Here is a 24,644-nt window from a genome sequence, read left to right as displayed (position 1 = left end):
GGACCCGCGCTACAGATGGCCCTTCTTCTCGGCCGCAATTCTGGCCATCAAGGCCGGATCGCCGTAGCGGGCCAGGGTCAGCGTGTGCGCATAGTCAGGCACGGCGCTGCCGGTCAGCCAGGCGGCGCACAGCTCGCCCGCGGCACAGGCGGCCATCGTGCCGAAGCCCGACAGGGCCCCCGCCATGAAAGCGCCCGGGGTCGCCATGGGGCCGACAAGCGGCCAGTTTTCGTCCGTCAGGGTGTAGTAGCCGCCATAGTGGTGCGCATTGCGCGGCAGGCGGCCAATATAGCTCTTCAGCCCGGGATGAAGACGGCTTGCCCCGCGCAGCACGATGTCGGGAAACTGGGGATCGATCGGATCTTCGGCATGCGGGTCGCTGGTCGCGTGATTATAGGCCCAACCGAGCTTGATCCACCGGCCGCCTTCGGCGCCATCCGGCCGGCAGTGAATGCCGCCCGGCATGGCCTTCAGGAAGCGCGCGGTCGACGGGTCCTCGCCCAGGACCTCGCGCTCCTCGTCCGTCCAGGCGATCTGCTGGCCATCCAGATCGATGGTGAAAGGCATCTTGCGCGAAATCGCCGCCTCACGATCCTCGAAGGCAATCTTCTGCTGAAAGACGCAGGAGACCGGCAGCTGTTCGCCCAGCATCGTCGCGATGTCGGCGAAATATGGGCCTGCGGCGTTGACGAGACGGTCGGCCGAGACCGCTCGCGGGCCGTCCGGCGTCTGCAGGTCGAGCCGGAACGCCGATCCCCGCTCGATGCCAACGACCTTGCCGCGCAGGAGACGGCCGCCGGCGGCACGAATGGCCTCCAGCATGTACTGGCCCAACTGCTGTCCGCTGATGGAGCCGGCGCGGCGGATATGCAGGATCGCCGCAACATCGTCCGCATAGCCGGGGAAGGTGGCGCGGATCAGCTCCTTGTCGAGCAGCACGTCCACGCCGGAAGGCGATGTCCGCCAGTCATCGACTTCAGGTGCCTGATAGCCGCCCGCCGGACCGCCGTCGTGAATTCTGATGATGCGCTCGGCATCCGATCCGTAGCCGGCGTAGAGCTCGTTGATGAGGTCCTCCGGCCGCGATCGGCGCGTCACCAGCGCATAACCCCTGCGGGTCATCTGGATGCGGTCGCCGGTTTGGCTGGCGATGTCCTCCAGGAGATCGATACTGTGGTCGGTGAATTCCGCCATGATGGGGTTGGGCCACCAATTACGGTAGTTCTCGCCGGATTGAGCCGATGTCAGGCTCAAGAGGTTGAGGTCGTCGATGACGACGACCTCACGGATGTGATGGCGCGTGACCAGGTAATAGGCGACGGCAAGGCCGATATTGCCGGCACCGATGACGGCGGAGTTGAAATGGCATTCAGGTGAGACCGTCACGTGTCGCTCTCTCGTTGGGCTGGAGGCGCCTAGATAATTCCCGTTTCCGGGTAGGGCTTGTTCTCGACCACGCGGCTCCATCCGAGCCGCGACAGGTCGGTGGTCTGGAACGAGCCGTCGAGAATGAGTTCGGCGATCGCCCGGCCGCTCCCCGGGCTATGCATCAGGCCATGCCCGGAATAGCCGGCATTCAGGAAGAAGTTGCTGCATTCGCCGGTCCAGGCGCCAATGATGGGGTTACCGTCGAAGTCGTTCTGGTCATAGAGGCCAGGCAATGTCGCCTTGCATTTCGTCCGCTCGAATTGCGGGAAACGGTGCGCGAGCGCGGGCCAGACCACCTCTTCGAAATAGCTGTGATCGGCCTCGAAATTGAAGCCGCGCGGCTCGTCCAGGGTTGGTACGCCGCCGGAATAACCTTTGCCTTCCGGTCGGAACGCCAGGCGCCTGACATCCTTCAGATAGGGCAGTGGCTCGATCGGTTCCGCCGCTTCGAAATAGTGCTCGTAGCGCCGCAGCGGGCTGATCGGGGCGGTCATGCCGACCATCGCGCAGATCTTAGCCGCCCAGGCTCCCGCCGCATTGACCACGGCATCGGTCGCGATCCTCGCGCCCGACTTCAGTTGAACGGAACGGACCAGAGACCCCTGCCTGGCGATGCCGGTTACCTCGTCGGTGACCAGCGCAACGCCGAGGCTCTTCACCTTCTTGCGCAAGCCCATCAAGACCGAATAGGGGTCGAGCCAGCCGTCGTCGGGAGAGCGAACACCCCCGCCCAGGTCATCGACATTCATCGACGGGTAGGCGCTGCGCAGCATGTCGCGATCGAGCAGCTCGACATTCGCGCCGAGCGACCGCTGCCTGGTGAAATTCCGTTCCAGGTTCGCCATTTGCTCCGGCGGAACGATGAACAGATAGCCGTTCTTCCTGAGGTTGATGTCGGGCCGTTCGCCATCGACCTCCATCAACGCCTCGAAACCATCGAAGAACGGAATGCTGAAATTCGACAGGTGGATGTTTTCATCGCGCGCGAATTGCCGGCGGATTCCCCCCGATGCCCGTGGTGTCGAGGCCAGGGCGTAGGTCGGATCTCTCTCGATGACGGTAACGGAGCAGGGCTTGGGATGGATCGCCAGGAAATAGGCGGTCGCAAGTCCTATCGCGCCGCCGCCGATAATGGTGACGTCCGCGCGTGAGGCTGGAAGGCTTGCCGCCGGATCCATGGACCTATCCCTCATTGATTGGCATCGGAAAGGGCAGCAAGACGACTTGAAAGCCTGAGGCACGTCCTGCCGCCGGTCAGTTCATTCTCCTTCATATGGATCCAAAATCAAGTCAAGTGGATAAAATGTGATCGGACATGGGCGCGCAAGAAAGGCGTCGGCCGCGCCGATCTCGACGGTCCGGAATCAGGAGGTCCGGGTCAGGACAGGCGCGCCAGCGAGAACGGCTTGGCATCGATGAAGGGCGTTTCGCCGCTCACGAGATCGGCAACCAGGCGCCCGGTGGGCGCGGCGCCCATGAAGCCATAATGGGAGTGGCCGAACGCATAGATCACGTTGCGCAGGTGCGGCGACCTGTCGATGACCGGCAGACCGTCGGGCACCGAGGGTCGGGGTCCCATCCATTCCGTGACATTGTCGAGACGGGCGCCGGGCAGCACCGCGCGACCGATCTCCAGGAGTTTTTTGGCGCGGGCAAAATTTGGCGGAGCGTCGACATCGGCAATCTCCACCGTGCCGCCGATCCGCACGCCAATATCCATCGGGGTTATCGCGATACGGTGATCGACGTGACTGATCACCCGGTTCGGCATCTCGCCGGAATCCGCCGCGGTCACGTGATAGCCGCGCTCGGCGATCATGCGAACCTTCGTGCCGAGCTGGCCGGCCAGACGGTCGGACCAGGCACCGGCAGCGACCACGCTTGTTCCAGCAGGATATATTCCGCAGGCGCCGATCACCGTGGTGACGTCGTCACTGGCGATGTCGAAACCCTTCACCGCGTCCGGGACAACGGTCCCGCCGCGCTGCACAAAATGCTCGGCCAGCCGCTGGACGACGCGATAGGAGTTTTTCGAGTGGCCGTTGTCGGGGAAAAGCAGCCCGCTTCGGACGCCCGCGAGGGTCGGCTCGAGCTGCCGGACCTCATCCGGACCCAGGTGTTCGGTCCGAACGCCGGCCTCGCGCAAAAGCTCCACCGCCAAGGGACTGCCAAGGACGGTGTCGCGGTGGCTGCTGACATAGAGCTGGCCGGCCCGCGTGATGAAATCCGCCGCGCCGGCGTCTCGCAACAGCGGTTCGAGGCAGTCGAACGCCGGTCGATGAAGCGACCGCATGGCCGCCGAGATCTGCCTTGCCCTGGCAGGACTTGACGTCCGCAGCCAATCCATCAGCCACGGCAGCGATCCGGCAAGATCGCGCCAGCGAATGGACAGCGGCCCGAGCGGGTCGAGCAGGAAACCCGGCACCTGCCGCCATAGGCCCGGCATGGCCAGCGGCAGACAGGCTCCCGGCGCAATCACCCCGGCATTGCCGAACGAGCAGGCCGAGCCCGGCGCCAGCGGATCGATCACCGTCACCTGGTACCGCGCGCGCTGCAGGTAGCTCGCGCAGCAAATGCCGACCATGCCGGCGCCGATGACGGTGACGTTCCCGCGGCTCATGGCAGCTCTCCGCCGGTGCCGGCAACCGGTCCGCCGGATCGTCCCGCAAGCCGCAGCAGCAACGCATGCGCCGCGGCGTCCAGGACGATGCCGTCGACTGCGGATATCTGTCTTTGCCGATATCTCCGGTCTCCCGGCAGCCGGCTGGCGCCAGCATCGAGGATCGCCGCGACAAGCGCGGAAACCCGCTCGTCAAACCCGGATTGAACCCGTCCGGGGTTGATGAGCAGCAGAAACTGGCCGCCGAACGACGTCGTGGCCGGCCCGGGTGGCGACTGGTCTTCAAAACCGAAGCGGCCCCCGGTGAGGGCGGCGGCGAGGATCTCGACCATGACGGCAAGCGAAGCGCCCTTGCTGCCGCCGAACGGTAGCAGGGCGCCGCCATCGAGGATTTCGGAGGGCGATGTCGTCGGCTGACCCTTGGCGTCGCAACCGATGCCTGCCGGAACAGCGCGGCCTTCATTGGCAGCCAGCAGGACATCACCCTGCGAGAGCACGCTCGACGATTGATCCCAGACGAGCGGCGGATGGCCGGGCCTCGGCGTGGCGAAGGCGATGGCATTGGTGCCCGTCACCGGCCGCCCGCCGCCCCAGGCGGCCATCCGTTTCTTCGAATTGACGCAGGTCAAGGCGACCAGGCCGCGCGATGCAAACGGCTCGATATCAGGCCACAGCGCGGCGAAATGATGCGAGTTTTTCGTCAGCAGGACCGCGACGCCCGCCGCCTCCGCCATCTCAAGCAAGCGCGGCCTGGCAAAGTCCAGGGCGACCTGGGCGAATCCATTCGCCGCATCGATGGAGACAAGGCTGGCGGTCTGACCTGTGATCGCCGGCCGCGACCTTCCGTCCGCCCAGCCCAGTTGCAGCGAGTGTACGAACCCGGGAAGCCTCAGAATCCCGTGACTTTTCACACCGTCGCGCTCGCAAGCGACAATCGTTGCCGCGACAGGACCGACGTTTTCCGGCGCCATGCCGGCTCTGAGCAGGGCAGCCTGAACAAGGCTTTCCAGGTGGTCGATCGAAACCCGCTTGGATTGGCTGGAACTCATTCAAAAAGCGCCCCGGTCCGCGCGGGCGGACAGAGCCGCCCGGATGAGGGAATTATATCCAAAACTTGATTTATGGATACAATATTCCGTCCAAGGACGGGCACCTATGCGGCGGTTCTCAACGCCGGGGACGGATCAAGCCTTCTCTCCGCGCGGCCGCCAATAATGACTTCTGAGTGTGCTGGATGTGTTGCTGAAGCAGGCGTGCGGCCTTTTCGGCATTGCCTTGCTTGCACGCTTCCAGAATGTTCCAATGTTCTTCCTGAGGCCGCCGTTTGCCCGCGGCCAGGGACACCTGCTCGCTTGTGAAACGGCCGATCTGCTCGACGTTGGACTCGATCATGCTGATGAGTTTGGGGCGATCGCAGGCCGCGTAGATGGCTTGGTGGAATTTCCAGTTGAGCCGCGGCCAGTTGCGCGGGTCCTCCTCCTGGTCGTAGAGGCGCAGATCCTCTTCGAGCGCCGCGGTATCCTCTTCCGTCATGTTGGGGATAGCGAGCGTCAGCGCACGGCACTCGAGCGCAATGCGGATATCCATCAGCTCGAGCACGTCTTCCAGCGACAGGTGGGTGACCACCGCGCCGCGGTTCGGATGAATCCGGACCAGACCCTCGGCCTCGAGCTTTTGAAGCGCCTCGCGGACCGGAATGCGGCTCGTGCCGAACCGCTCGGCGAGGGCATCCTGCCGCAACAGCGTTCCGCTCTCGAATTCGCCGCTCATGATCGCTTCGCGCAATCCCTCGCGCACGAGTTCATGCGCCGGGAGCTTCGGTTCGGAACTGGCGGCGCTGCGCCCGCGAGCGTGAGGACCTGTCATCAATCGGTGCATGTCTCGGTGTTGTCCAACAATGCGTAGCGATACAGGAGGATCGTGTCACCCTATGCGGAAGCGAAACGACGGCTGGGCAGCGGTTTGGTCGCAAACCCGCGCCTAGTTGACCGTCATGCGGCTCTGAGCCGCGGGATCTTCGCTTTTCAGTTCGGGGATCCGGAACAGATGGAAACCGCGGAGGAATTCGCGCGTCCGGTCCTGGGTGGGCGCGACCAGGACCTGGTCCGGGGGGCCTTCCTCATGGATGACACCCTGATGGAGGAAAACAACCTTGCTGGCGACGTTGTAGGCAAAGCCCAGCTCATGGGTCACGACGATCATCGTCATCCGCTCCTCGCTCAGCTGGCGCATGACCATCAGGACCTCGCCGACCAGTTCCGGATCGAGCGCGGAGGTGGCTTCGTCGAACAGCATGACAGCCGGCTCCATCGCCAGCGCCCGGGCGATGGCGACACGCTGCTGCTGCCCGCCCGAAAGGCGGGCGGGATATTGGCTCGCCTTCTCGGCAATGCCGACCCGCTTCAGCTGGAAATGGGCGCGCTCCCGCGCCTCGTCCTTGCCGAGGCCACGAAGCTTCATCGGGCCGACCATGATGTTCTGTTCCACCGTCAGGTGGGGAAACAGATTGAACTGCTGAAAGACCATGCCGATATGGGTCCGCAGCTCGTTCAGGTCACGGGCGCGGTAGCAGACCTCAGGCGGGTTGGAGCCCTCTTTGGCGGTGCCGACGGGCTTTCCGCGAAAATGGACCCGGCCTGTTGTCGGCGGCTCAAGGAAATTGATGCAACGCAGCAGCGTGCTCTTGCCGGATCCGCTCGAGCCGAGCAGCACGACGGTCTCGCCCTGGTTCACGGTGAGGTCGATGCCGCGCAGGACCTCGTGCTCTCCGAAGGATTTGCGCAGGCCCGTCACCTTCAGAACTTCGGTCATGGCTCACTCTCACTTGGGTCTTCAGGTCCGCGCATTCATTGTCGCCTCGACACGGCGGGAGACCATGCTCAAAACGTAGAGGACGGCGATAAACAGCACCGAAATGGCGGTATAGGCCTCGACCGGGCGATATTCGGTGTCGCTGAGCTGCTTGGCGGCGTACATCAGCTCGGCATAGGCGATCGTCGAGGCGATCGCGGTCAGTTTGACCACCTCGATCGCTTCATTGGTGAAGGCCGGGATCATGCGCGTGACGGCCTGCGGCAGGATGAAATAGCGCATCTGATCGAGGTAGCCGAAGCCGAGCGCCTTGGCCGCTTCCCATTGGCCACGCTCGACCGACTCGATTCCGCTTCGATAGATCTCGCCGAAATAGGCGCTGGCATAAAGCGTCAGCGCGATGGCGGAGACGGTAAACCGGTCGTTCTGGATGCCGGTCAGGATCGGGACCGCGAAGAAGCACCAGAACACCAGCACCATGGCGGGAACGTTGCGGAAAGCCTCGATCCAAACGGTGCCGACCATGCGCAGCAGGACCGAACGGGATGACTTGGCCGAGCCGGCGATCAGGCCAAGCGCCAGGCCGCCCAGGATGCTGGTCACGGCGAGCTTCAAAGTGTTGATCAGGCCCGCGGCGACAACCGCCCAGTTGGTGATGAGGAAGGAAAAATCCCACTGATAGGTCATCGCGCGGCCCTCATGTCGCGACCGCCAGCCGACGCTCAAGGAAGGCGGCAAATCGAGAGAGGGTGAAGATCAGGATGAAGAAGATGACACCGGTGACGGTGAAGGTCTCGATCGGCCGGTAGGTGTCGGAGGAGACCCGGAACGCGACATAGACGATGTCGGTATAGGCGATGGCCGAGGCGAGCGTGGTCGTCTTCAGCATCAGCGTCGCCCGGGTGAAGAACACCGGCAGCATCCGCCTGACGGCCTGCGGCAGAATGATGTAGCGCATGGCGACGGCATCACCCATGCCGATCGCGCGCGCAGCCTCCCATTGGCCGCGACCGATCGACGTGATGCCGCCCCGAAAGACCTCGGCAAAATAGGCAGCGCCCTGCAGTCCGATCGCCAGGAAGGCCGCCGTGAATGCGGTGAAGTCGAGATTGACCAGCATCGGAAAGGCAAAGAAGAACCAGAAGATCAGGACGAGCGAAGCAGCCGTCCGGAAGAAGTCGATATAGACGAGCGCCAGGCCCGACAGGACGCGATAACCCGATAACCGGAAGATCGCGAGAAGCAGCCCCAGGGGGACGGCCAGCGCCAGGCAGGCCGCCGTGAGCTGGAGCGTGCCGAAAAGGCCGATCGCCAGGCCGTCGAGATTGCGCCAGACCGGTCCGAAGTCCCATTGATAGGTCATGCGAGGCTCCGTGCTCGGTCTGGCAGACGAGGTCAGGCTTGCGCGGTCCGCAGCGTCAGCGCGGCCAGTTTTCCCGGCTGATCGGGGTTACCTGCGCCGGGTCGAGACCACGGAAGACCATGTACTGGTCATAGATCTCCTGGGTCTTGCCGGTGTTGTAGTAATAGCTCACCACAGTGGTCAGATAGTCGCGCCACCGGCGGTCCGGTTCGGTGCGCAACGCGGCGCCGGCAGCGACCGCGTTGATCGGCTTGGGCAGAAGCGTGTGGCCCGCCTTGAGCCGGCCGCGCGCGATGTCGGCGGTTGGCGCGGTGAGGCAGCCGGCATCGATCCTGTTGGCCTGGAAGGCCGCAATGACCGCGCCGTTGTCCTGAAAGCGCGTGATCGTCGCCTTCGGCAGGATCTTGGTGATGTACTGGTCCTGCGCGGTGCCGAGGCCAACGCCGATCCGGTATTTGGGGTCGTTGAAGTCGGACCAGTTCGGCGCGGATGCCGGCTCACGCGACAGCAGGGAAAGCGGGTACCAAAGGACCGGCGCCGGCGAGAAGTCGATCGACAAGGCGCGCTGCGGGGTGGGGTCCAGAATGAACATGAGGTCGAACTGATTGGACTGAAGGCCCGCGACGCCATTCGCCCATGTCGTCTCGACGATCTGCAGTTTCACGCCCATCGCGTTGGCGATCTCCTGGCCGAGCAGCGGGCCCACGCCCCGCCAGAGATCCGAGCCGACCCGGACGCCGCCGGTCTCCTGCGTGCTGTTGGCGTCCTTGAAGTACCAGGGCTCACTGATGGCGGCGCCAAGACGCAAGGTCTTGGTCTCCATGATCTGGTCCCAGGTCGACCGCGACTGGCCTTGAGCCTGGGCGGAGCCGGACACGAGGAGAGCGGGGACCGTTGCAAGCACTGGCGGGAGAAGGAAGAGGGTACGTCTCAGCATGAGCGCGGCTCGCGGTTGGAGGAACCTTCACGAAATGGATACAATACCTGAAGAATGGATACAATGAACTTTCCGGCTCGCGGGCGATGCCTGGCCGAACGAGGAAGCCGTGGACACGTGATGCGGCAGGGATGCGGATCGGCCATGAGCCCCGTGATCGCGTGCGCGGCGGCTGCGGGAAGCGTGATGCTGACAAGCTCATCCGGCCCGCCGTCAGTTTGCCTGGATGCCGGTGGCAGCCACGACAGGGCGCCAGCGTTCCAGCTCCGACCGCAGCAGGGCGGCGGCTTCCGCCGCGGAACTGGCGCGGGCCGACGCCCCGATCGCTTCCATCTTCCTGCGCGTCGCCTGCTCCGCGACAACAGCCGTGATCGCCTGGTTCAGCTTCTGGATCACGGCATCCGGCGTGCCTTGGGGCGCCATGAGCATCGTCCAGGACGTGCCGGCAAGCTGCGGCATTCCCACCTCGGCGACCGTCGGCAGATCCGGCAGAATGTCGAGGCGCGCGGGGGTGGTCACGGCAAGGGCGCGGACCTTGCCGGCGCGAACCTGCTCGGATGCCGATGCGATCTGGTCGAACATCACCTGGGCGTGTCCGGCGACCACGTCCAGCAGCGCCGGCCCGTTGCCGCGATAAGGCACATGGGTCATCGAAGCACCGGTCAGAACCTTGAACAGCTCCGCATAAAGGTGGGTCGACGTTCCGATCCCGCCCGACGCGAAGTTCAATGCCCGGCCCGGCCGCTTCGACAGGCTCGTCAGGTCCGCCAGCGTTCGCGCGTCGACCGCGGGGTTCACGATGATGATGTGGCCAGTCTCGAAGACGATCGAAACCGGCACGAGGCGGTCGACGATGCTGGTGCCGGTGTTGCGGTAGATCAGAGGATTGACGCTGACGACACCCATGGGGCCGATCAACAGGCTGTAGCCATCCGGCTCGGACTGCGCGATGCGGTTCGCCCCGATATTGCCGCCGGCGCCCGAGACGTTCTCGACGAAGAACTTCTGCTGCAGCTGGTTCTCGAGACGCTCCGCCAGAATGCGACTGAGCGCGTCGGTGCCGCCACCGGCCGGGAAGGGGACAATGATGCGGACGGGCCGATCAGGGTAGTCCTGAGCCCCGGCCGGTGCGCCAGCGACTGCGGCAAGAACGGCGACCGCCGAGACGATGGACCTGACGACACCCATAGCTGTTTGCCTCCCGAAGGGCCGCGACAGCCGCAGCCGCGGATGGGAGGAAGCGGACTTTTCGCCGCCCCTGCCAGCCGATCCGGGATCATTTGATTGGATCCAAAATCAAGTCAAGTGGATAATATTTGCACGACGTGCCTAGGCGTTCATCGCTCAGCCATCGCTCTTGGACCACCGCTCTTGGACCACCGCTCTTGGACCACCGCTCTTGGATATGGTCTCGGCGGGCATGATGCTGCGCCCGGCTTCGCCTGGACGCCCGCCCGCACGCGTCGCCGAGCACGCCGCCGCCCGGCACCATCGTGCATTTTTTGAAGCGGAACCTCGAGACCTTCGTCTTGGGCCTCAGTGCGGCAGGCCGACATAGTTCTCCGACAGCGAGGTCATCGCCGCCTTGGACGAGACCAGATAGGCCAGGTCGGCCTCCTGGATGCGCTGGTCGAAGCTGGTCGCCTGCGGAAAACGATGCAGCATGGTGGTCATCCACCAGGAAAAGCGCACCGCTTTCCAGATCCGGCCGAGCGCCCGGCCCGAATAGGCGTCGAGGCCGGCGTCGGACTGCTCGCCATAATGTTCGATCAGCGCTTCCGAGAGATAGCGCACGTCGCTGACCGCCAGGTTCAGGCCCTTGGCGCCGGTCGGCGGCACGATATGGGCGGCATCGCCGACCAGGAACAGCCGGCCGAAACGCAAGGGTTCGGCGACGAAGCTGCGCAGCGGCGCGATCGACTTCTCGAACGAGGGACCGGTGGTCACCCTGGCCGCGGAGACCGGATCGAGCCTCAGGCGCAATTCGTCCCAGAAGCGCTGGTCCGGCCAATCCTCGACCCGGTCGTCGATCGGGCACTGGACGTAATAGCGGCTGCGGTGCGTCGAGCGCATCGAGCAGAGCGCGAAACCGCGCGGTGAATTGGCATAGATCAGCTCATGGTCGGCCGGCGGCACTTCGGCCAGGATGCCGAGCCAGCCGAACGGATAGATCCGCTCATAGGTGGTCAGCGCCCCGGCCGGCACGCTGTCGCGCGAGACGCCGTGATAGCCGTCGCAACCGGCGATGAAGTCGCAGGCGATCTCATGGGCGACGCCGTCCTTGACATAGGTGACGCGCGGCCTGTCGCCGGCGAAATCATGCGGCGTCACCTGGTCGGCTTCGTAGACCGTCTTGGCGCCATAGGCCTCGCGGGCTTCCATCAGGTCGCGCGTCACCTCGGTCTGGCCATAGACGGTGACCGCCTTGCCGGTCAGCGCGGTCATGTCGATGCGGTGCAGGCTGCTGTCGAAGCACAGTGAAATGCCGTGATGGACGAGGCCGTCCTGGGCCAGGCGCTCGCCAACCCCGACCGCGGTCAGGAGGTCGACGGTGCCCTGTTCGAGCACGCCGGCGCGGACGCGCGCCAGCACATAGTCCTTCGACTTGCGCTCCAGCACGATATTGTCGATGCCGGCCCGATCGAGGATCTGGCCGAGCAGCAGGCCCGAAGGCCCCGACCCGATGATGACCACCTGGGTCCGCGTCACGCTCATGCTCTCAACCCGTCTGGAAACAGAAGAACGGCGGCCCGGCCGAGGTAGCCGGGCGGCCGGTATGAAGGGGTCAGGACACCAGGGCCCAGTTGCCGTCCTTCACCGTGATCAGCACGCGGGCGCGCTCGTCGACGCCGTAGCGGTCGGTCTCGGTGAAATTGAACACGCCCTGGCTCGCCTTGATGTCGCGCTCGCTCAGCATGGCCTTGCGGATCGCCTCGCGGAATTCGACCGTGCCGGGCCTGGCCTCCTTGATGGCGACCGGCACGACCCGTTTCAGCACCTCATAGGCATCGAAGACATGGGCGCCGAACTGGGTCCGGGTGTCCTTGCCGAACTTCGCCTCATAGGCGGTGACATAAGCCAGGCCCGGCGCCTTGGTGGCGGCGCTGTCGGGCAGCAGTTCGGGCGCGATCACCGGCCCGGAGGCCATGATCACGCCTTCGGCCGAGCGGCCGGCGATCCGGATGAAGTCACGGGTGACCGCCCCGTGGGTATGGTAGATCGGCCCGGCATACCCACGCTCCTTCAGCGCGATCTGCGGCAGCGCCGCGCCGGTGCCCGAGCCGGCAACCAGGACCGCGTCCGGACGGGTCGCGATGATCTTCAGGGTCTGGCCGGCGACCGAGGTGTCGGCCCGGGCGTAACGCTCGTCGGCGACCAGCTTAAGCCCGGCGGCCTCGCCCTGCGCCTTGAACTCGCGCAGCCACAGGTCGCCCCACGAATCGGAAAAACCGATCATCGCGACATTCTTGATATTGGCGCGCTTCATGTGATCGAACAGCGCCTTGGCCATCAAGGACACCGGCTGCGGCATGACCACGCTCCACTTCTCGCGGCCCGCCGGCACCGGGATCGGCGCGAAGGAAAAATGCGGCACGCCGGTCTCGAAGGCGACATTGGCCACCGCGATGCCGGGCGGCGTGGTCGAGGAGCCCATCAGCACGTCGACCTTGTCCTGGGTGACGAAACGCCGGGCATTGGTGGTGGCGGCGGTCGGATCGCCGGCGTCGTCGAGCACGATCGGATTGATCTTCACCCCGGCGATCTCGGTCGGCAGGATATCGATCGAGTTGCGGATGGGGATGCCGAGGGCGGCCGCCGGACCGGTGATGGAAATGGTGATGCCGAGGTTGATCTGAGGCGTCTGCGCCGCGGCACGGCCGGCAAATCCGACAAGGCCGACGGCGGCGCCGCCGAGCAAGGTGGATCGTCTGGTCAATCTGGTCATAGGTTCCTCCCAGGGGATGCGTGGGGACCGCTTTTTTTGTGCGGCCTCATGGTTCATGCCGATGGTGCAATCAATTCATCAGGGCGTCGATGATCTCCTGCGGCACCGGACAGGACTTGATGCCGCCAGTCGCCGGGTCGCGCTTCACCAGCACCCGCGTCTCGAAGCCCTCGATGGCCAGGATGTCGCCTTTGAACACGCGGTGCAGAACCTCGAAGCTCGAGCGCTTGAACGCCGGGATGGCGGTTTCGATGACGATGTCCTCGCCGAACTTCGAGGGACTAAGAAATTTGGCACGAGTGTCAACTGTTGGATAGCCCACGACTTCGAAACGGGCGAGCATGGCGGGCTTGGGAAAGCCGGCCGCCTCCAGGAGACCGGCGGTTGCGGCGTCGAACATGCCGAAATAGCGCGGATACCAGACGATGCCGGCGGGGTCGCAGTCGCCCCACTCGATCCGCACCGTGCGCCTGACCGTGAAGCTCATGATACCCCCCTCGCCGCCGGATTTTCGACCAGCATGGCGATGCCCTGGCCGCCGCCGATACAGGCCGACGCCACGCCGTAGCGCAGGCCCGTTTCGCGCAATTCGCGCGCCACGGTGACCGCGAGCCGGATGCCGGTGGCGCCCAGCGGATGGCCAATGGCGATGGCGCCGCCATTGACGTTGAGCCTTGCCTCGTCGAGGCCGAGTTCGCGGGCGCAGGCCATGGCCTGGGCGCCGAAGGCCTCGTTGATCTCGATGCGGTCGATGTCCTCGACGCGGATGCCGGCCTTGGCCGCCACCGCCCGGATCGCCGGCACCGGGCCAATGCCCATGATCTCGGGCGGAACCCCGACGGCCGCGGCGACAAGGATCCGGGCGAGCGGTTTCAGCCCGCGATCGCGGGCATATCCGGTGCTGGCGACGATGGCGGCGGCCGCGCCGTCGACCACGGCGGAGGAATTGCCGCCGGTCTGGACCCCGCCAAAGGCCGGGCGGATCTTGCCCAGCGCCTCGACCGAGGACGGCCGGATATGGCTGTCGAGCGCGACGTGAGCGCCCTTCTTCAGGTGGATGCCGCGCGGCGCGAGACCGTCGCGCTCGAAGGTCTCGTCGGTCACCGCGACGATTTCGCCGGCGAGGAACCCGCGCTCCTGGGCCGCGACTGCGCGGGCAAAAGAGCGCGCGGCATAGGCGTCGACCTCGTCCCTGGTGATCTGGTAGCGCCGGGCGAGATTTTCCGCGGTGCCGCCCATGGTGACATTGGCGGCCGGGTCCAGGAGCGCTTCCCAGAGGAAATCCTTGAACTCGACCTGGCCCATGCGGAAGCCGCCACGATGGGTATAGGCGGCCACCGGATTGCGGCTCATCGATTCCGCGCCGACGCAGAGCGCCACCTCGGCACGGCCGAGCGCGACAGCGTCGGCGGCCTGCGAGAGGACCTCGACGCCGGTGCCGCAGACGCGCTGGACCAGATGGGCCGGGACTTCGATCGGCGCGCCGGAATAGAGCCCGACATGGCGCGGCAGCATATAGGCGTCGTAACTGGCCTGGGCCATGGAGCCGCAAATGACGGTGCCGACGTCGCCAGCCTCGATGCCGGTGCGCTTCAGCACCTCGCGGCCGACCTTGATGCCAAGATCGATCGGCGAGACCAGGCCGAGCGCGCCATTATAGTCGACGAAGGGGGTGCGCAGGCCGTCGACCAGGACAACCTCCGACCAGCTTGAAACCAGGGGCTTGGGGCTCATCGAAACCTCACTCGGTGGCACGGATGACCCGCGCCGAGGGCACGGGTGCGTAGAGGTCCTCGACCAGGGCTTGCCGGCATTCGAGCACGGCGCGCTGGTTGATCGAGCCCTTGTCGGTGATCTCGCCGCGGTCGATCGACGGCGGCACGTCCATCAGGATGGCGCGGACGACCCGCGTGGCCGAGCCGGAAGCGCTGGCCGCCATGGCGGCGAGCCGGGCTTGGACGGCCGCGCGCAATGCCGGATCGGCAGTGATCGCGGCGAGGTCGCTGACCCCGCTCAGATGTGGCGAGGCGGCGCGCACGCCATCGAGATCGAGAATGACGATGGCCGACAGGTCCTGCCGGTCGATGCCGGCAATGACGACGTCGCGCACCAGCGGCGCGCAGGCGGCAATGATCTGGGCGCGCAAGGGGCCGACGCTGACCCAGGTGCCGGTGGCGAGCTTGAAATCCTCGGCGATGCGGCCGTCGAAATCGAAACCCTTGGAAAAATCCGTGGGATCGACCGGCTTCAGCGCGTCACCGAACTTGTAGAAGCCCTCTTCGTCGAAAGCCTTTTCGGTCATCTCCTGTTGGCGCCAATAGCCCGGCGTGACATTGGGCCCGCGCACGCGCACCTCGAGCTTGTTGCCCGAGGGCACCAGCTTGATCTCGTTGCCGGCGACCGGCAGGCCGACATGGCCGGATCGGCTGGTCTGCGGCGTCACCGACATGCAGAACGGCGCGGTTTCGGTGGCGCCGAGCCCGGTGAGCATGGGAATGCGCGCGCCCGTCTCGGCAATGGCGATCTGGTCGAGCGCGTCCCAGACATGGCGCGCCAATGATGCGCCGGCAAAGAACAGGCAGTTCAGCCGCGAGAAGAAGCTGCGGCGCAGGCTTGCATCGGCGCTGAGATAGGCGACCAGCGCCTCATAGCCCTTCGGTACGTTGAAATAGACGGTCGGCGCGATCTCGCGCAGGTTCCGGACCGTCGCCGCGATGCCGTCGGGCGTCGGCTTGCCGTCGTCGATATAAAGCGAGCCGCCGTTGAACAGGACGAGCCCGACATTGTGATTGCCGCCGAAGGTGTGGTTCCACGGCAGCCAGTCGATGATGACCGGCGGTTCGTGTTTCAGGAAGGCCAGCGTCTCGCGCAGCATGACCTGGTTGGCGCAGAGCATGCGCTGGGTGTTGATCACAGCCTTCGGCATGCCGGTCGAGCCGGAGGTCAGCAGGAATTTGGCGATGGTGCCGGAGTGGACCGCGGCCCTGGCCGCCTCGACCCTTGCATCGTCGGCCCTGGCCAGAAGCGCGGCAAGTGGCGTCACCGCGCGGCCGGCGATCTCACCGGTGGCGGCGACCACCTCGGTGCCGGCGGGCACGGTAGCATCGATCGCGGTGGCGTAGGCGGCCGCCTTGTCGACGAAGACGAGACCGGGCGTCAGAAGCCCGACGGCGTGTCGGAGCTTGCCGAAATCCTTCGATACCAAGGAATAGGCGGGCGAAACCGGACAGACGGGAATGCCGGCATAAAGCGCTGCCAGCGCCATCAGGCCATGATCGATCCCGTTGCCCGACAGGATCATCAAGGGCCGTTCGGGCGACAGGCCGCGCTCCAGAAGCGCACCGGCAATGGCGCGCGCTTTTGCCCGCGCGGTTGCATAGGTGACGCTCCGCCAGGCGGTCTCGCCAGCCCGTTCGGCCAGGAAGACGCGGTCCGGCGCCGCCGCGGCCCAATGGTCGAGCCGGTCGGACAGACGCTCCGGATAGGCCGCCAGCGGCTCGCGCGGGCGAAGCAGCATGACGCCATCGGGCCGGTGTTCGACGTCGACGGTCGGGCTGCCGAACTGGATCGGGCGCAAGGGCTGCGCCTGAGCGGCTGTCATGCCGTGTCTCCCCTTGATCATCCTTGCCGCGCCCTCTTGCTGGAGCGCTTTGACAATGCCGGTCCGCCAGGGTCTGGACCCTAGCTGTTTAGTCCCGGCATTTGATGGAGTGGATCGAGCCTGAATCGTTGAGGCTCTGTTGTCCAGAGTTTGCAGATGAATTCGTAGGGTGTGAGGCCCTTGAGGGTCTTCAGCCTCCGCCCGAAATTGTAGGCGCTGACGAAGTCGGCGAGATGCGCTTCGAACTGCCGGTGGCTGTCGTAGTGGTAACGCTTGACGGTGGCTTCTTTGATGGTGCGGTTCATGCGCTCGACCTGGCCGTTCGTCCAAGGGTGCTTCACCTTGGTGAGGCGGTGCTCGATGCCGTTCTCCTGGCAGCGCATGCCGAACATGTGCGTCACGTAGCGCGCCGTCGGACCATCGGCATACCGTGGCGGGAAGGTGAACTGGATGCCGTTGTCGGTGAGAACGGTATGGATCTTGTAGGGGACGGCCTCGATCAAGGCCGAGAGGAAGGCTGACGCGGAGGTCCGCCCCGTCTTCCTGACGATCTGTACGACGGCGAATTTGCTCGTGCGATCGATGGCGACATAGAGGTACAGCTTGCCCTCAGCGGTCTGCACCTCGGCGATATCGATGTGGAAGAAGCCGATCGGATAGGATTTGAACTTCGTCTTCGCCGGCTTCTCGCCTTCGACCTCGGGCAGGCGGCTGATCCCGTGACGCTGCAGGCAGCGGTGCAGGGATGACCGCGTCAGCGTCGGGATCGTCGGCTGTAGCGCATAGAGGCAGTCGTCGAGCGGCAGCAAAGTATGCTTCCGGAAGGCGACGATCACGGCCTCTTCCTCAATCGTCAGCACTGTCGAAGTCGGGTTCTTCGGCCCGGTCGGCACATCGGTCACCGAGGTCCGCTTCTTCCACTTCGCGACCGTCTTCTGGTTAATCCCGTAGCGCTTAGACAGAGCCCTCAGGCTCTCTTGACTATGTTGTATCGCTCGACGGACCGCCTCAGTCGTCGTGGCGCTCCCGTGGAGAACCTGGCCCATAGCGCGTCCCTCGATTCCTGCATCGAGATTGCACCATCAAAGCCCGGGATCAAACACCTAGCCCGGCTTCACCTTGCCGGCCTTCTTGGTCAGGAAGGCCTGGATCCGGCTCTTCGCCTCGTGGTCGTTCTGGGCGACCGCCGCCATCAGCGATTCCATCAGGAGGCCGGCCTGCGGGTCCAGGTCGGCAATGCGCGGCAAGGCCTGCACCACCGCAAAATTGGTCATTGGCGCATTGGCTGCGACCTTGGCCGCCAGATCGCGCGCGGTCGCGAGCCCCTGGCCATTGTCGACCAGATATTGCGAGAAACCGAGCGGCACGCCCTCTTCGGCGCCATAGGTGCGGCCGGTCAGCATCATGTCCGCCATCCGGGCAACGCCGATCAGGCGCGGCAGGCGAACCGAGCCGCCGCCGCCGACAAAGATGCCGCGCTGGCCTTCCGGCAGGGCATAGAAGGCGCTCCGCTCGGCGACCCGGATATGGCAGGCCGAGGCCAGCTCCAGGCCGCCGCCGATCACCGCGCCTTGCAGGGCGGCGATCACCGGCACCGGGCCGAACTGGATCTTGTCGAAGGCCCTGTGCCAGAGCCTGGAATGCATCAGGCCTTCGGTGGTGTCGCGCTCGGTCAGTTCCGACAGGTCGAGACCGGCGCAGAAATGCTCGCCGACACCATGGATGATCGCCACCCGGACACCCCCAGGGATGGCCTGAAAACAGCCGTCCAGCGCCAGCACGGTCGCGTCGTCGATGGCGTTGCGCTTGTGCGGCCGGTTGATGCCGACCGTCATCACGGCGCCTGCGACCACGACGGTCAGCGGGCCCGATAAGGGGCGGGCGGAAGCGGTTCCGGCTTTGGACATCGGCGAACTCCGACTGCAATATAACAATTATAAATCATAACTAAATGATCATGGCAAGTGGCAAGCGCTGCGCGGCATCCGGCGAACCGGCCCAGGGGCGCGGATGGCAGGTCTTGAAGGAGGTCAGGCCCGAAGGGGATCAGGTCTGGCGGTCGCGCCTGGCGCGGAACGCCGATGGCGGCTCGGGAGTGTCGAGCCGGAAGATCGCATCGGCCAGGCCCGATATCGCGCCGGCCTGGTGGCGCGCCTGGTCGGTCGGCAGCAGCACGGCCACCGGCCCGACACCGAGATCACGCAACTGGAAAGGCGTGCCATGGCCATATTCGAGATGGCCGCGGCCAATGATACCGACCACCAGCGGCGGTTCGGCTTCGTCGAGCACGCGGGCGATATTGCAGGCGAAAGCCCGGTCCCAGGTCTGCTGCGCCCGGACGAAACGATCAAAGGCCGGATCCTGGGCGCTTGCCGCCGTGCGGGCCGGGCCGGCGCCTCCGGTGATCGCGAACAGATAGTCGCGATAGGCAGGCGTCGCCGCAGCCGCCGGCGTCAGGCCGTCGCGTTCGTCCTCGGGGATCGCCTTCCAGCCCTCCTTGCCGACCCGCGTGACCAGCGGCCGATGGCAGTTCAGCGCCAGCATGCGGACGCGTTGCTGGCGGCAGAAATGCAACAGCGGCAGGTAGAGTTCGGCGTCGAAACCCCAGACATCGGGCCATTCGACCGCCTCGAGAAAGCCCGCGGTCGAATAGGCGCCCTCGACCCAGCGATCGAGCACCGGCTGTACGCGGCGCGGGAACATCTCGTAGCCGACCGCCAGATGGGGCCTCAATCCGTGCAGATAGGTCGTGACGTGCAGCTGCCAGCGGTGGATTTCAGCGACATCGTGGGTTTCGCCGAGCAGCACCACCTGCTGCCGGGCCACGGCGTGCATCAGTTCGGCCTGGTCGCGCAAACCTCCGGAGGTCGGATCGAGCCAGGTGGCGCGCGGGTGCTCAAGAAAGGTCATGTCGAGGGAACTCGCGATCGGGAGACGGGATCTGTCCGGATCGCTTGACGGCGCCGTGGACGCAGCTCTCCCAAGACGCATATTCGCGGCCGCCGTCAAGCCGCCGGCACTGCCGAGCGGAACCAAGGCGGCCGGTTCGCGTTGACCCGGGACCCTCGTTGCCCGTTGCGATGGGCCCTTTCCCGAAAAAGCAGAGGATGGCGTGATGGCATCCGGCTCCGGCCGCTTCGGCTTGTCGCTACCGGTGTCGCTCGCGATCGTGCTGATCGTCGCGGGCCATGCCTCGCCAGCCGAGGCCGCCCGCCGGTACCGGTCACGACCGGTGCCGGCCCGCATGGTGCCGCCAGCCCCGGTGCCGCTGCCAAGGCCGCCGGAGGCCCCGGCCGTCGCAGCACCTGGCCCGGCTGCGGCTCCGGCCGCCGCGGCCGCGGCCGAGACCCGATCCGGCGAGCCCGCCCCGGTGGCTCCAGCGACCGCCGCCTGTCTCGATCGGCTGCGCGCCATCGGCGTGCGTTTCGTGGCCGCGCCCGTGCCGGACACGGCGGCGAACATCTGTTCGATCGCTACCCCGGTTCGCCTCGAGGCCCTGGATCTCGGCGCCGGACAGGTGCTGGACCTGCCGGACCGGCCGCTGGTCGACTGCCCCTTCGCCGAGACGCTCGCGCTGTTCGCGCGCGACCTGATGGCGCCGCTGGCCAGGAGCCAGTTCGAGACACAGCTGGCGCGGCTCGGCACCGGCCCGGGCTTCGAATGCCGGCCGCGCAACCGGGTCGCCGGCGCCCGGATCAGTTCCCACGGCCAGGGCCGGGCCATCGACATCGCCTGGTTCGGGCTCGCCGACACCAAGCGGATCGTGGTCGAACATCCCGCCGACGACACGCAGAAGCGCTTCATCGACGCGGTCCGCCGCGCCGCCTGCGGCTGGTTCACCACCGTGCTTGGCCCGGGCTCCAACGCAGCCCATGCCAACCATCTGCATTTCGACCGCGAGCCCAGGGGCCGCAACGGCGAATCGCGCCTGTGTGAATAGCGGCTAGCGGCTCATTTGGCCGGCTATTCGCCCATCCGGTAACCGATGCCCGGCTCGGTCAGGATCAGCCTGGGCTCGGCCGGATCGGCTTCGATCTTCTGCCTGAGCTGGCCGACATAGACACGCAGATATTGGGTGTCCTCGACATGGGCCGGTCCCCAGACCGCCGCCAGGATCTGGCGATGGGTCATCACCTTGCCGGCATTGCGGGCGAGCAGCACCAGCAGTTCGAATTCCTTCGGCGTCAGTTTCAAATCGCTGCCGGCGCTGGTGGCCCGATGGGCCGGCACGTCGATCTCGATCGGCCCGACGGCGAAGACCGATTGTTCGGCCGCCCCGCCCTTGCGATGGCGCAGCGCGGCACGGACCCGCGCCAGGAGCTCGCCGATGCCGAACGGCTTGTTGACATAGTCGTCGGCGCCGAGATCGAGCGCCTCGATCTTCTCGGCCTCGCGGTCGCGCGCCGACAGCACGACGATCGGCACGTCGGAGAAGGCGCGCACCTTGGCGATCACCTCCTTGCCGTCCATGTCCGGCAGGCCGAGATCGAGGATCACTCCGTCGGGCGCCGAGCCGGCAATGCGGCGCACCGCGTCGCTGCCGTTGGTGACGCTGACCACCTGGTAGTCGGAGGCCTCCAGGGCCGGCGTCAGGAAGCGATGAATCGCGGCCTCGTCGTCGACCACCAGGATGCGGGTCTTCATGCTCATGACGCCTTCGTTTCCGCCGGTTTCGCGAGCCTGATGGTCAGCCGCGTCCCGCCCTGTCCATCCACCGGGCTTTCGGCCTGGATGGTTCCGCCATGCGCCTCGACAATGCCTTTGGCAATGGCCAATCCGAGCCCGGTGCTCTCGCCGCCGTCGCGCCGGTCGCGGGCGCCGCTGGAGGCGAATTTCTCGAAGATATGCGGCAGGGCCTCGGCGGTGATGCCGGCGCCGTCATCGGTGACGGCAATCACGGCATCGCCCGCCGCCTCGCGCACCGACAGGACGACGCGGGCCTCGGGCCCGCCATGCCTGAGCGCGTTCTCGACAATGTTGGACAGCGCCTGCTCGATCAGCGTGGCATCGGCCTCGACCAGCGGCGCGCCCGCCGCCAGGACATCGATGACCCGGCCGGGCCAGCGCCGGCGCGCCGCGATCGCCACCCGGTTGGCGGTTTCCTTCAGGTCGAGCCAATCGCGCCGGAGCTCGAGCCCGCCGGCCTCCAGGCGGGTGATGGCCAGGAGGTCGCGCACCATCCGGTCGAGATGTTCGGTCTCCTCCTTGATCTGGGTCAGCATGTCGGCCCGGGTCGTGCCGGCCATCTTGTCGCCAAAGGCGATCAGCGTGGTCGAAGCGCCGAGGATCGAGGCGAGCGGCGTGCGGAAATCGTGGCTGATCGAGGCGAGCAGCGTGTTGCGCACCCGCTCGGTCTCGGCCGCCGCCTTGACCGCGCCCATCTCGCGCGACAGCGAGGCACGCTCGATCGCCGCCGCCGTCTGCTCGGCCAGCGTGTCGAACAGCGAACGCGCCTCGGGGTCGAGCGGCGCACCGTCGGAAGCCTCCGATATACCGATGACGCCGACCCGGGCGCGCGGCGTCTTCAGCGGCACGAACAGCCAGGGCGCGGTCGGCAAGGTCTGGGTCTTGCTGCCGGCCGGCTCGTCATGTTCATGCGCCCAGCGCGCCGCCGCCATGCTGGCCGCGTCCAGTTCGTCGACCGGCGGCCACATGCCGGTCAGGGCAATGTCGCCATCGCGGGCAAGCAGGATCACCACATTGCGGGCGAGCGCCCCATGCATGTCGCTGGCGGCGGCCTCGGCAACCTCGTCGAGCGAGGCAATGCCGGAAATCCGCCGCGAGAAATCATAGAGCCTGCGCGTCGCGCGCATGCGGTCGGAGGCAATGCGGGCCTGGTCGCGGACCCGGCCGGCGAGCGTCGAGACCAGCACGGCGACGACCAGGAAGACCAACAGCGCCAGCAGTTCATGCGGCTGCGCCACGGTCAGCGTGTAGATCGGCTCGATGAAGAAGAAATTATAGGCGAGGAAAGACAGGGCCGAAGCGACGATCGCCGGCCAGCGGCCGAAGGCCACCGCGGCGCCGACCACCGCCGCCAGGAAGACCAGCGACAGGTTCGGCATGGTGGCATTGCCACCGATCACTTCGCCGAACAGCACGGCCGCGCCAACCAGCGCCGCCGATCCGAGATAGGGCCAGGCGCGGAGCCGGCGTGGCAACAGCCTGGCCGCCGGCCGTTCCTGCTTTTCCGGCGTCGCGGTCACCACATGGACGCTGATGTCGGCGGCCTGGCGCACCAGTTCCTGCGCCAGCGCCCGGCCGAACAGGACGGCGATGCGCCCGCCGGTCGACCGGCCGACGACGATCTGGGTGACGTTCTCGCGCCGGGCATAACGCAACACTTCGCTCGGGATGTCGGCACCGACAAGCCGCTCGGTCTCGGCGCCCAGGTCCTTGGCGAGCTGCAGCGTCTCGTCGAGCCGCCGGCGCTTGGCCTCGGCCAGGACATCGGTTGGCCGCTCGACCGAGATGACGGTCCAGGGGGCGTCCATGACATCGGCCATGCGCTTGGCCTGACGCACCACGAAAGGCGACAGGGGATCCGGGCCGACCAGCGCCAGAATGCGCTCCCCGGCGGCCCAGGGGCCCTCGATGGCGCCGGCGCGCATGCGTTCGACCAGCGAGGCGTCGACCGTCTCGGCGGTGCGCCGGAGCGCCAGTTCGCGCAGCGCCGTCAGGTTTTGCGGCTTGAAGAAGCTCTGCACCGCCTGGGTCGCGGTCTCCTGGACATAGACCTTGCCCTCGGCCAGCCGCTTCAGGAGCTCGTCGGGCGGCAGGTCGACCAGGACGACCTCGTCGGCCTCCTCGAACACCCGGTCCGGCACGGTCTCGCGCACCCGGACCTTGGTGATCTTCAGGACGACGTCGTTCAGGCTGTCCAGGTGCTGGACATTGAGCGTTGTCCAGACATCGATGCCGGCGGCCAGCAGTTCCTTGACGTCCATCCAGCGTTTCGGATGGCGCGACCCCGGCACATTGGTATGGGCGAGCTCATCGACCAGAAGCAAAGCCGGCCTGCGGGCGAGCGCCGCATCGAGATCGAACTCCGGCACCGCGCGGTTGCGGTAGACGATCAATTGCCGGGGAATGACCTCGAAACCCTCGACCAGCGCTTCGGTTTCGCGCCGGCCGTGGGTCTCGATGAGACCGGCGACGACATCGGCGCCGGCCGCCCGCTGCTCCCGCCCCGAGGCCAGCATGGCATAGGTCTTGCCGACGCCGGGCGAGGCGCCGAGGAAGATCTTCAGACGGCCACGGCCCGCCTTCCGGGCCAAGGCCAGGAGTGCATCGGGGTCGGGGCGATTCGTTTCGTCAACGGCCATCCGGTCAGTTTAGGACCGAAGTGCGTCGAGTGCGAGATTGAGCCGGAGCACATTGACCCGCCGCTCGCCGACCAGGCCGAGAGCGCGGCCCTCGACCTGCGCCTCGACCAGCTGGCGCACCCGGTCGGCCGGCAGATTGCGGGCGGCCGCGACACGCCCGACCTGGGTCAGCGCATTCTCCGGCGTGATATGCGGGTCGAGACCCGAGCCGGAGGTGGTCACCGCATCCGGCGGGATCGGTCCCTGGACGCCAGCCGCGCGCAGCGTCTCGATATCGGCCTTGACGCGATCGACCAGCTTGCCTGTCAGGGGGCCGAGATTGGAGCCGGTCGAGGCGGCGGCGTTATAGGGCGCGTCGACCGTCTTGGTCGCGTCCTGCGGATCGGCGGCCGAGGTCGCCGAGGGGCGCGGGTGGAAATAGCGCTGCGAGGTGAAGGACTGGCCGATCAGTTCGGAGCCGACGACCTTGCCGTCGCGAACGATCAGCGAGCCATTGGCCTGGCTCGGCAAGACCGCCTGGGCAATGCCGGTGATGGCGAGGGGGTAGACCAGGCCGGTCAGGACGGTGAACAGGGCCAGAAGCACGCATGCGGGTCGAAGATGGGCGATCATG

Annotated in this window: 22 protein-coding genes; 1 reads left to right on the top strand and 21 read right to left on the bottom strand. The window is 66.3% G+C overall.

Annotated elements, in window-relative coordinates; translation table 11 throughout:
* Positions 1-9: 9 nt before the first annotated feature.
* From E8M01_RS13715 to E8M01_RS13630, 18 genes are all read right to left on the bottom strand, one after another.
* Positions 10-1,467 (bottom strand): NAD(P)/FAD-dependent oxidoreductase, encoded by a 1,458-nt coding sequence (locus tag E8M01_RS13715; protein WP_136960623.1) that lies wholly within the window; start codon positions 1,465-1,467, stop codon positions 10-12.
* The gene (locus tag E8M01_RS13710) at positions 1,416-2,606 is read right to left on the bottom strand and encodes an NAD(P)/FAD-dependent oxidoreductase (RefSeq protein WP_136960622.1); all 1,191 of its coding nucleotides are present in this window, start codon (positions 2,604-2,606) and stop codon (positions 1,416-1,418) included. The genes E8M01_RS13715 and E8M01_RS13710 overlap by 52 nt, the downstream gene beginning before the upstream one ends.
* A 200-nt stretch (positions 2,607-2,806) precedes the next feature.
* The gene (locus tag E8M01_RS13705; protein ID WP_136960621.1) at positions 2,807-4,048 is read right to left on the bottom strand and encodes an NAD(P)/FAD-dependent oxidoreductase; all 1,242 of its coding nucleotides are present in this window, start codon (positions 4,046-4,048) and stop codon (positions 2,807-2,809) included.
* A complete protein-coding gene (locus tag E8M01_RS13700) occupies positions 4,045-5,097 on the bottom strand; it encodes an Ldh family oxidoreductase (protein WP_136960620.1) in 1,053 nt (350 codons plus the stop codon). Before E8M01_RS13700 ends, E8M01_RS13705 begins: the two co-directional genes overlap by 4 nt.
* A 118-nt stretch (positions 5,098-5,215) precedes the next feature.
* A complete protein-coding gene (locus tag E8M01_RS13695) occupies positions 5,216-5,926 on the bottom strand; it encodes a GntR family transcriptional regulator (RefSeq protein WP_246088726.1) in 711 nt (236 codons plus the stop codon).
* A gap of 102 nt (positions 5,927-6,028) precedes the next feature.
* Complete coding sequence (locus E8M01_RS13690) at positions 6,029-6,859, bottom strand: amino acid ABC transporter ATP-binding protein (RefSeq protein ID WP_136960619.1); 831 nt, start codon at positions 6,857-6,859, stop codon at positions 6,029-6,031.
* 21 nt (positions 6,860-6,880) lie between these two features.
* Positions 6,881-7,546 carry an amino acid ABC transporter permease gene (locus E8M01_RS13685; RefSeq protein ID WP_136960618.1) on the bottom strand — a complete coding sequence of 222 codons (666 nt, stop codon included), beginning with the start codon at positions 7,544-7,546 and terminating at the stop codon, positions 6,881-6,883.
* Between the two features lie 10 nt (positions 7,547-7,556).
* On the bottom strand, positions 7,557-8,222 hold the full coding sequence (locus E8M01_RS13680; RefSeq protein ID WP_136960617.1) for an amino acid ABC transporter permease: 666 nt from the start codon (positions 8,220-8,222) through the stop codon (positions 7,557-7,559).
* A gap of 55 nt (positions 8,223-8,277) precedes the next feature.
* Positions 8,278-9,045, bottom strand: coding sequence for a transporter substrate-binding domain-containing protein (locus tag E8M01_RS13675; RefSeq protein ID WP_170181891.1), 768 nt, complete (start codon positions 9,043-9,045; stop codon positions 8,278-8,280).
* Between the two features lie 327 nt (positions 9,046-9,372).
* Complete coding sequence (locus E8M01_RS13670; protein ID WP_136960615.1) at positions 9,373-10,347, bottom strand: Bug family tripartite tricarboxylate transporter substrate binding protein; 975 nt, start codon at positions 10,345-10,347, stop codon at positions 9,373-9,375.
* 348 nt (positions 10,348-10,695) lie between these two features.
* Entirely contained in the window at positions 10,696-11,874 is a 1,179-nt protein-coding gene (pobA, locus tag E8M01_RS13665; protein WP_136960614.1) for a 4-hydroxybenzoate 3-monooxygenase, read from the bottom strand.
* A gap of 70 nt (positions 11,875-11,944) precedes the next feature.
* Positions 11,945-13,105, bottom strand: a complete 1,161-nt coding sequence (locus E8M01_RS13660) for an ABC transporter substrate-binding protein (protein ID WP_136960613.1) — start codon at positions 13,103-13,105, stop codon at positions 11,945-11,947.
* 70 nt (positions 13,106-13,175) lie between these two features.
* Complete coding sequence (locus tag E8M01_RS13655; protein WP_136960612.1) at positions 13,176-13,592, bottom strand: acyl-CoA thioesterase; 417 nt, start codon at positions 13,590-13,592, stop codon at positions 13,176-13,178.
* Positions 13,589-14,839, bottom strand: a complete 1,251-nt coding sequence (locus E8M01_RS13650) for a thiolase family protein (protein ID WP_136960611.1) — start codon at positions 14,837-14,839, stop codon at positions 13,589-13,591. The genes E8M01_RS13655 and E8M01_RS13650 overlap by 4 nt, the downstream gene beginning before the upstream one ends.
* 7 nt (positions 14,840-14,846) lie before the next feature.
* Positions 14,847-16,706 carry a feruloyl-CoA synthase gene (locus E8M01_RS13645; protein WP_136960610.1) on the bottom strand — a complete coding sequence of 620 codons (1,860 nt, stop codon included), beginning with the start codon at positions 16,704-16,706 and terminating at the stop codon, positions 14,847-14,849.
* Positions 16,707-16,786: 80 nt separating this feature from the next.
* The gene (locus E8M01_RS13640) at positions 16,787-17,752 is read right to left on the bottom strand and encodes an IS481 family transposase (RefSeq protein ID WP_136959355.1); all 966 of its coding nucleotides are present in this window, start codon (positions 17,750-17,752) and stop codon (positions 16,787-16,789) included.
* Between the two features lie 57 nt (positions 17,753-17,809).
* On the bottom strand, positions 17,810-18,613 hold the full coding sequence (locus tag E8M01_RS13635; protein ID WP_136960609.1) for a crotonase/enoyl-CoA hydratase family protein: 804 nt from the start codon (positions 18,611-18,613) through the stop codon (positions 17,810-17,812).
* A gap of 139 nt (positions 18,614-18,752) precedes the next feature.
* The gene (locus E8M01_RS13630) at positions 18,753-19,616 is read right to left on the bottom strand and encodes a ChaN family lipoprotein (RefSeq protein ID WP_136960608.1); all 864 of its coding nucleotides are present in this window, start codon (positions 19,614-19,616) and stop codon (positions 18,753-18,755) included.
* Positions 19,617-19,821: 205 nt separating this feature from the next.
* Here E8M01_RS13630 and E8M01_RS13625 point away from each other — a divergent pair, with 205 nt between their 5' ends.
* Complete coding sequence (locus E8M01_RS13625; protein ID WP_136960607.1) at positions 19,822-20,646, top strand: extensin family protein; 825 nt, start codon at positions 19,822-19,824, stop codon at positions 20,644-20,646.
* 23 nt (positions 20,647-20,669) lie between these two features.
* Here E8M01_RS13625 and E8M01_RS13620 read toward each other — a convergent pair whose 3' ends face one another.
* From E8M01_RS13620 to kdpC, 3 genes are read right to left on the bottom strand one after another with little or no spacing between them, the layout of a single operon-like run.
* Positions 20,670-21,356, bottom strand: a complete 687-nt coding sequence (locus E8M01_RS13620; RefSeq protein WP_136960606.1) for a response regulator — start codon at positions 21,354-21,356, stop codon at positions 20,670-20,672.
* On the bottom strand, positions 21,353-24,031 hold the full coding sequence (locus tag E8M01_RS13615; protein ID WP_136960605.1) for a sensor histidine kinase: 2,679 nt from the start codon (positions 24,029-24,031) through the stop codon (positions 21,353-21,355). Before E8M01_RS13615 ends, E8M01_RS13620 begins: the two co-directional genes overlap by 4 nt.
* Before the next feature lie 9 nt (positions 24,032-24,040).
* Positions 24,041-24,643: a potassium-transporting ATPase subunit KdpC gene (gene kdpC, locus E8M01_RS13610; protein WP_136960604.1), complete on the bottom strand. Its 603-nt coding sequence runs from the start codon at positions 24,641-24,643 to the stop codon at positions 24,041-24,043.
* Position 24,644 lies beyond the last annotated feature (1 nt).

Source organism: Phreatobacter stygius (assembly GCF_005144885.1).
Classification (GTDB): domain Bacteria; phylum Pseudomonadota; class Alphaproteobacteria; order Rhizobiales; family Phreatobacteraceae; genus Phreatobacter; species Phreatobacter stygius.
Note: the sequence above shows the minus strand (reverse complement) of the source record. Positions and strands in the feature narration are given on the sequence as shown.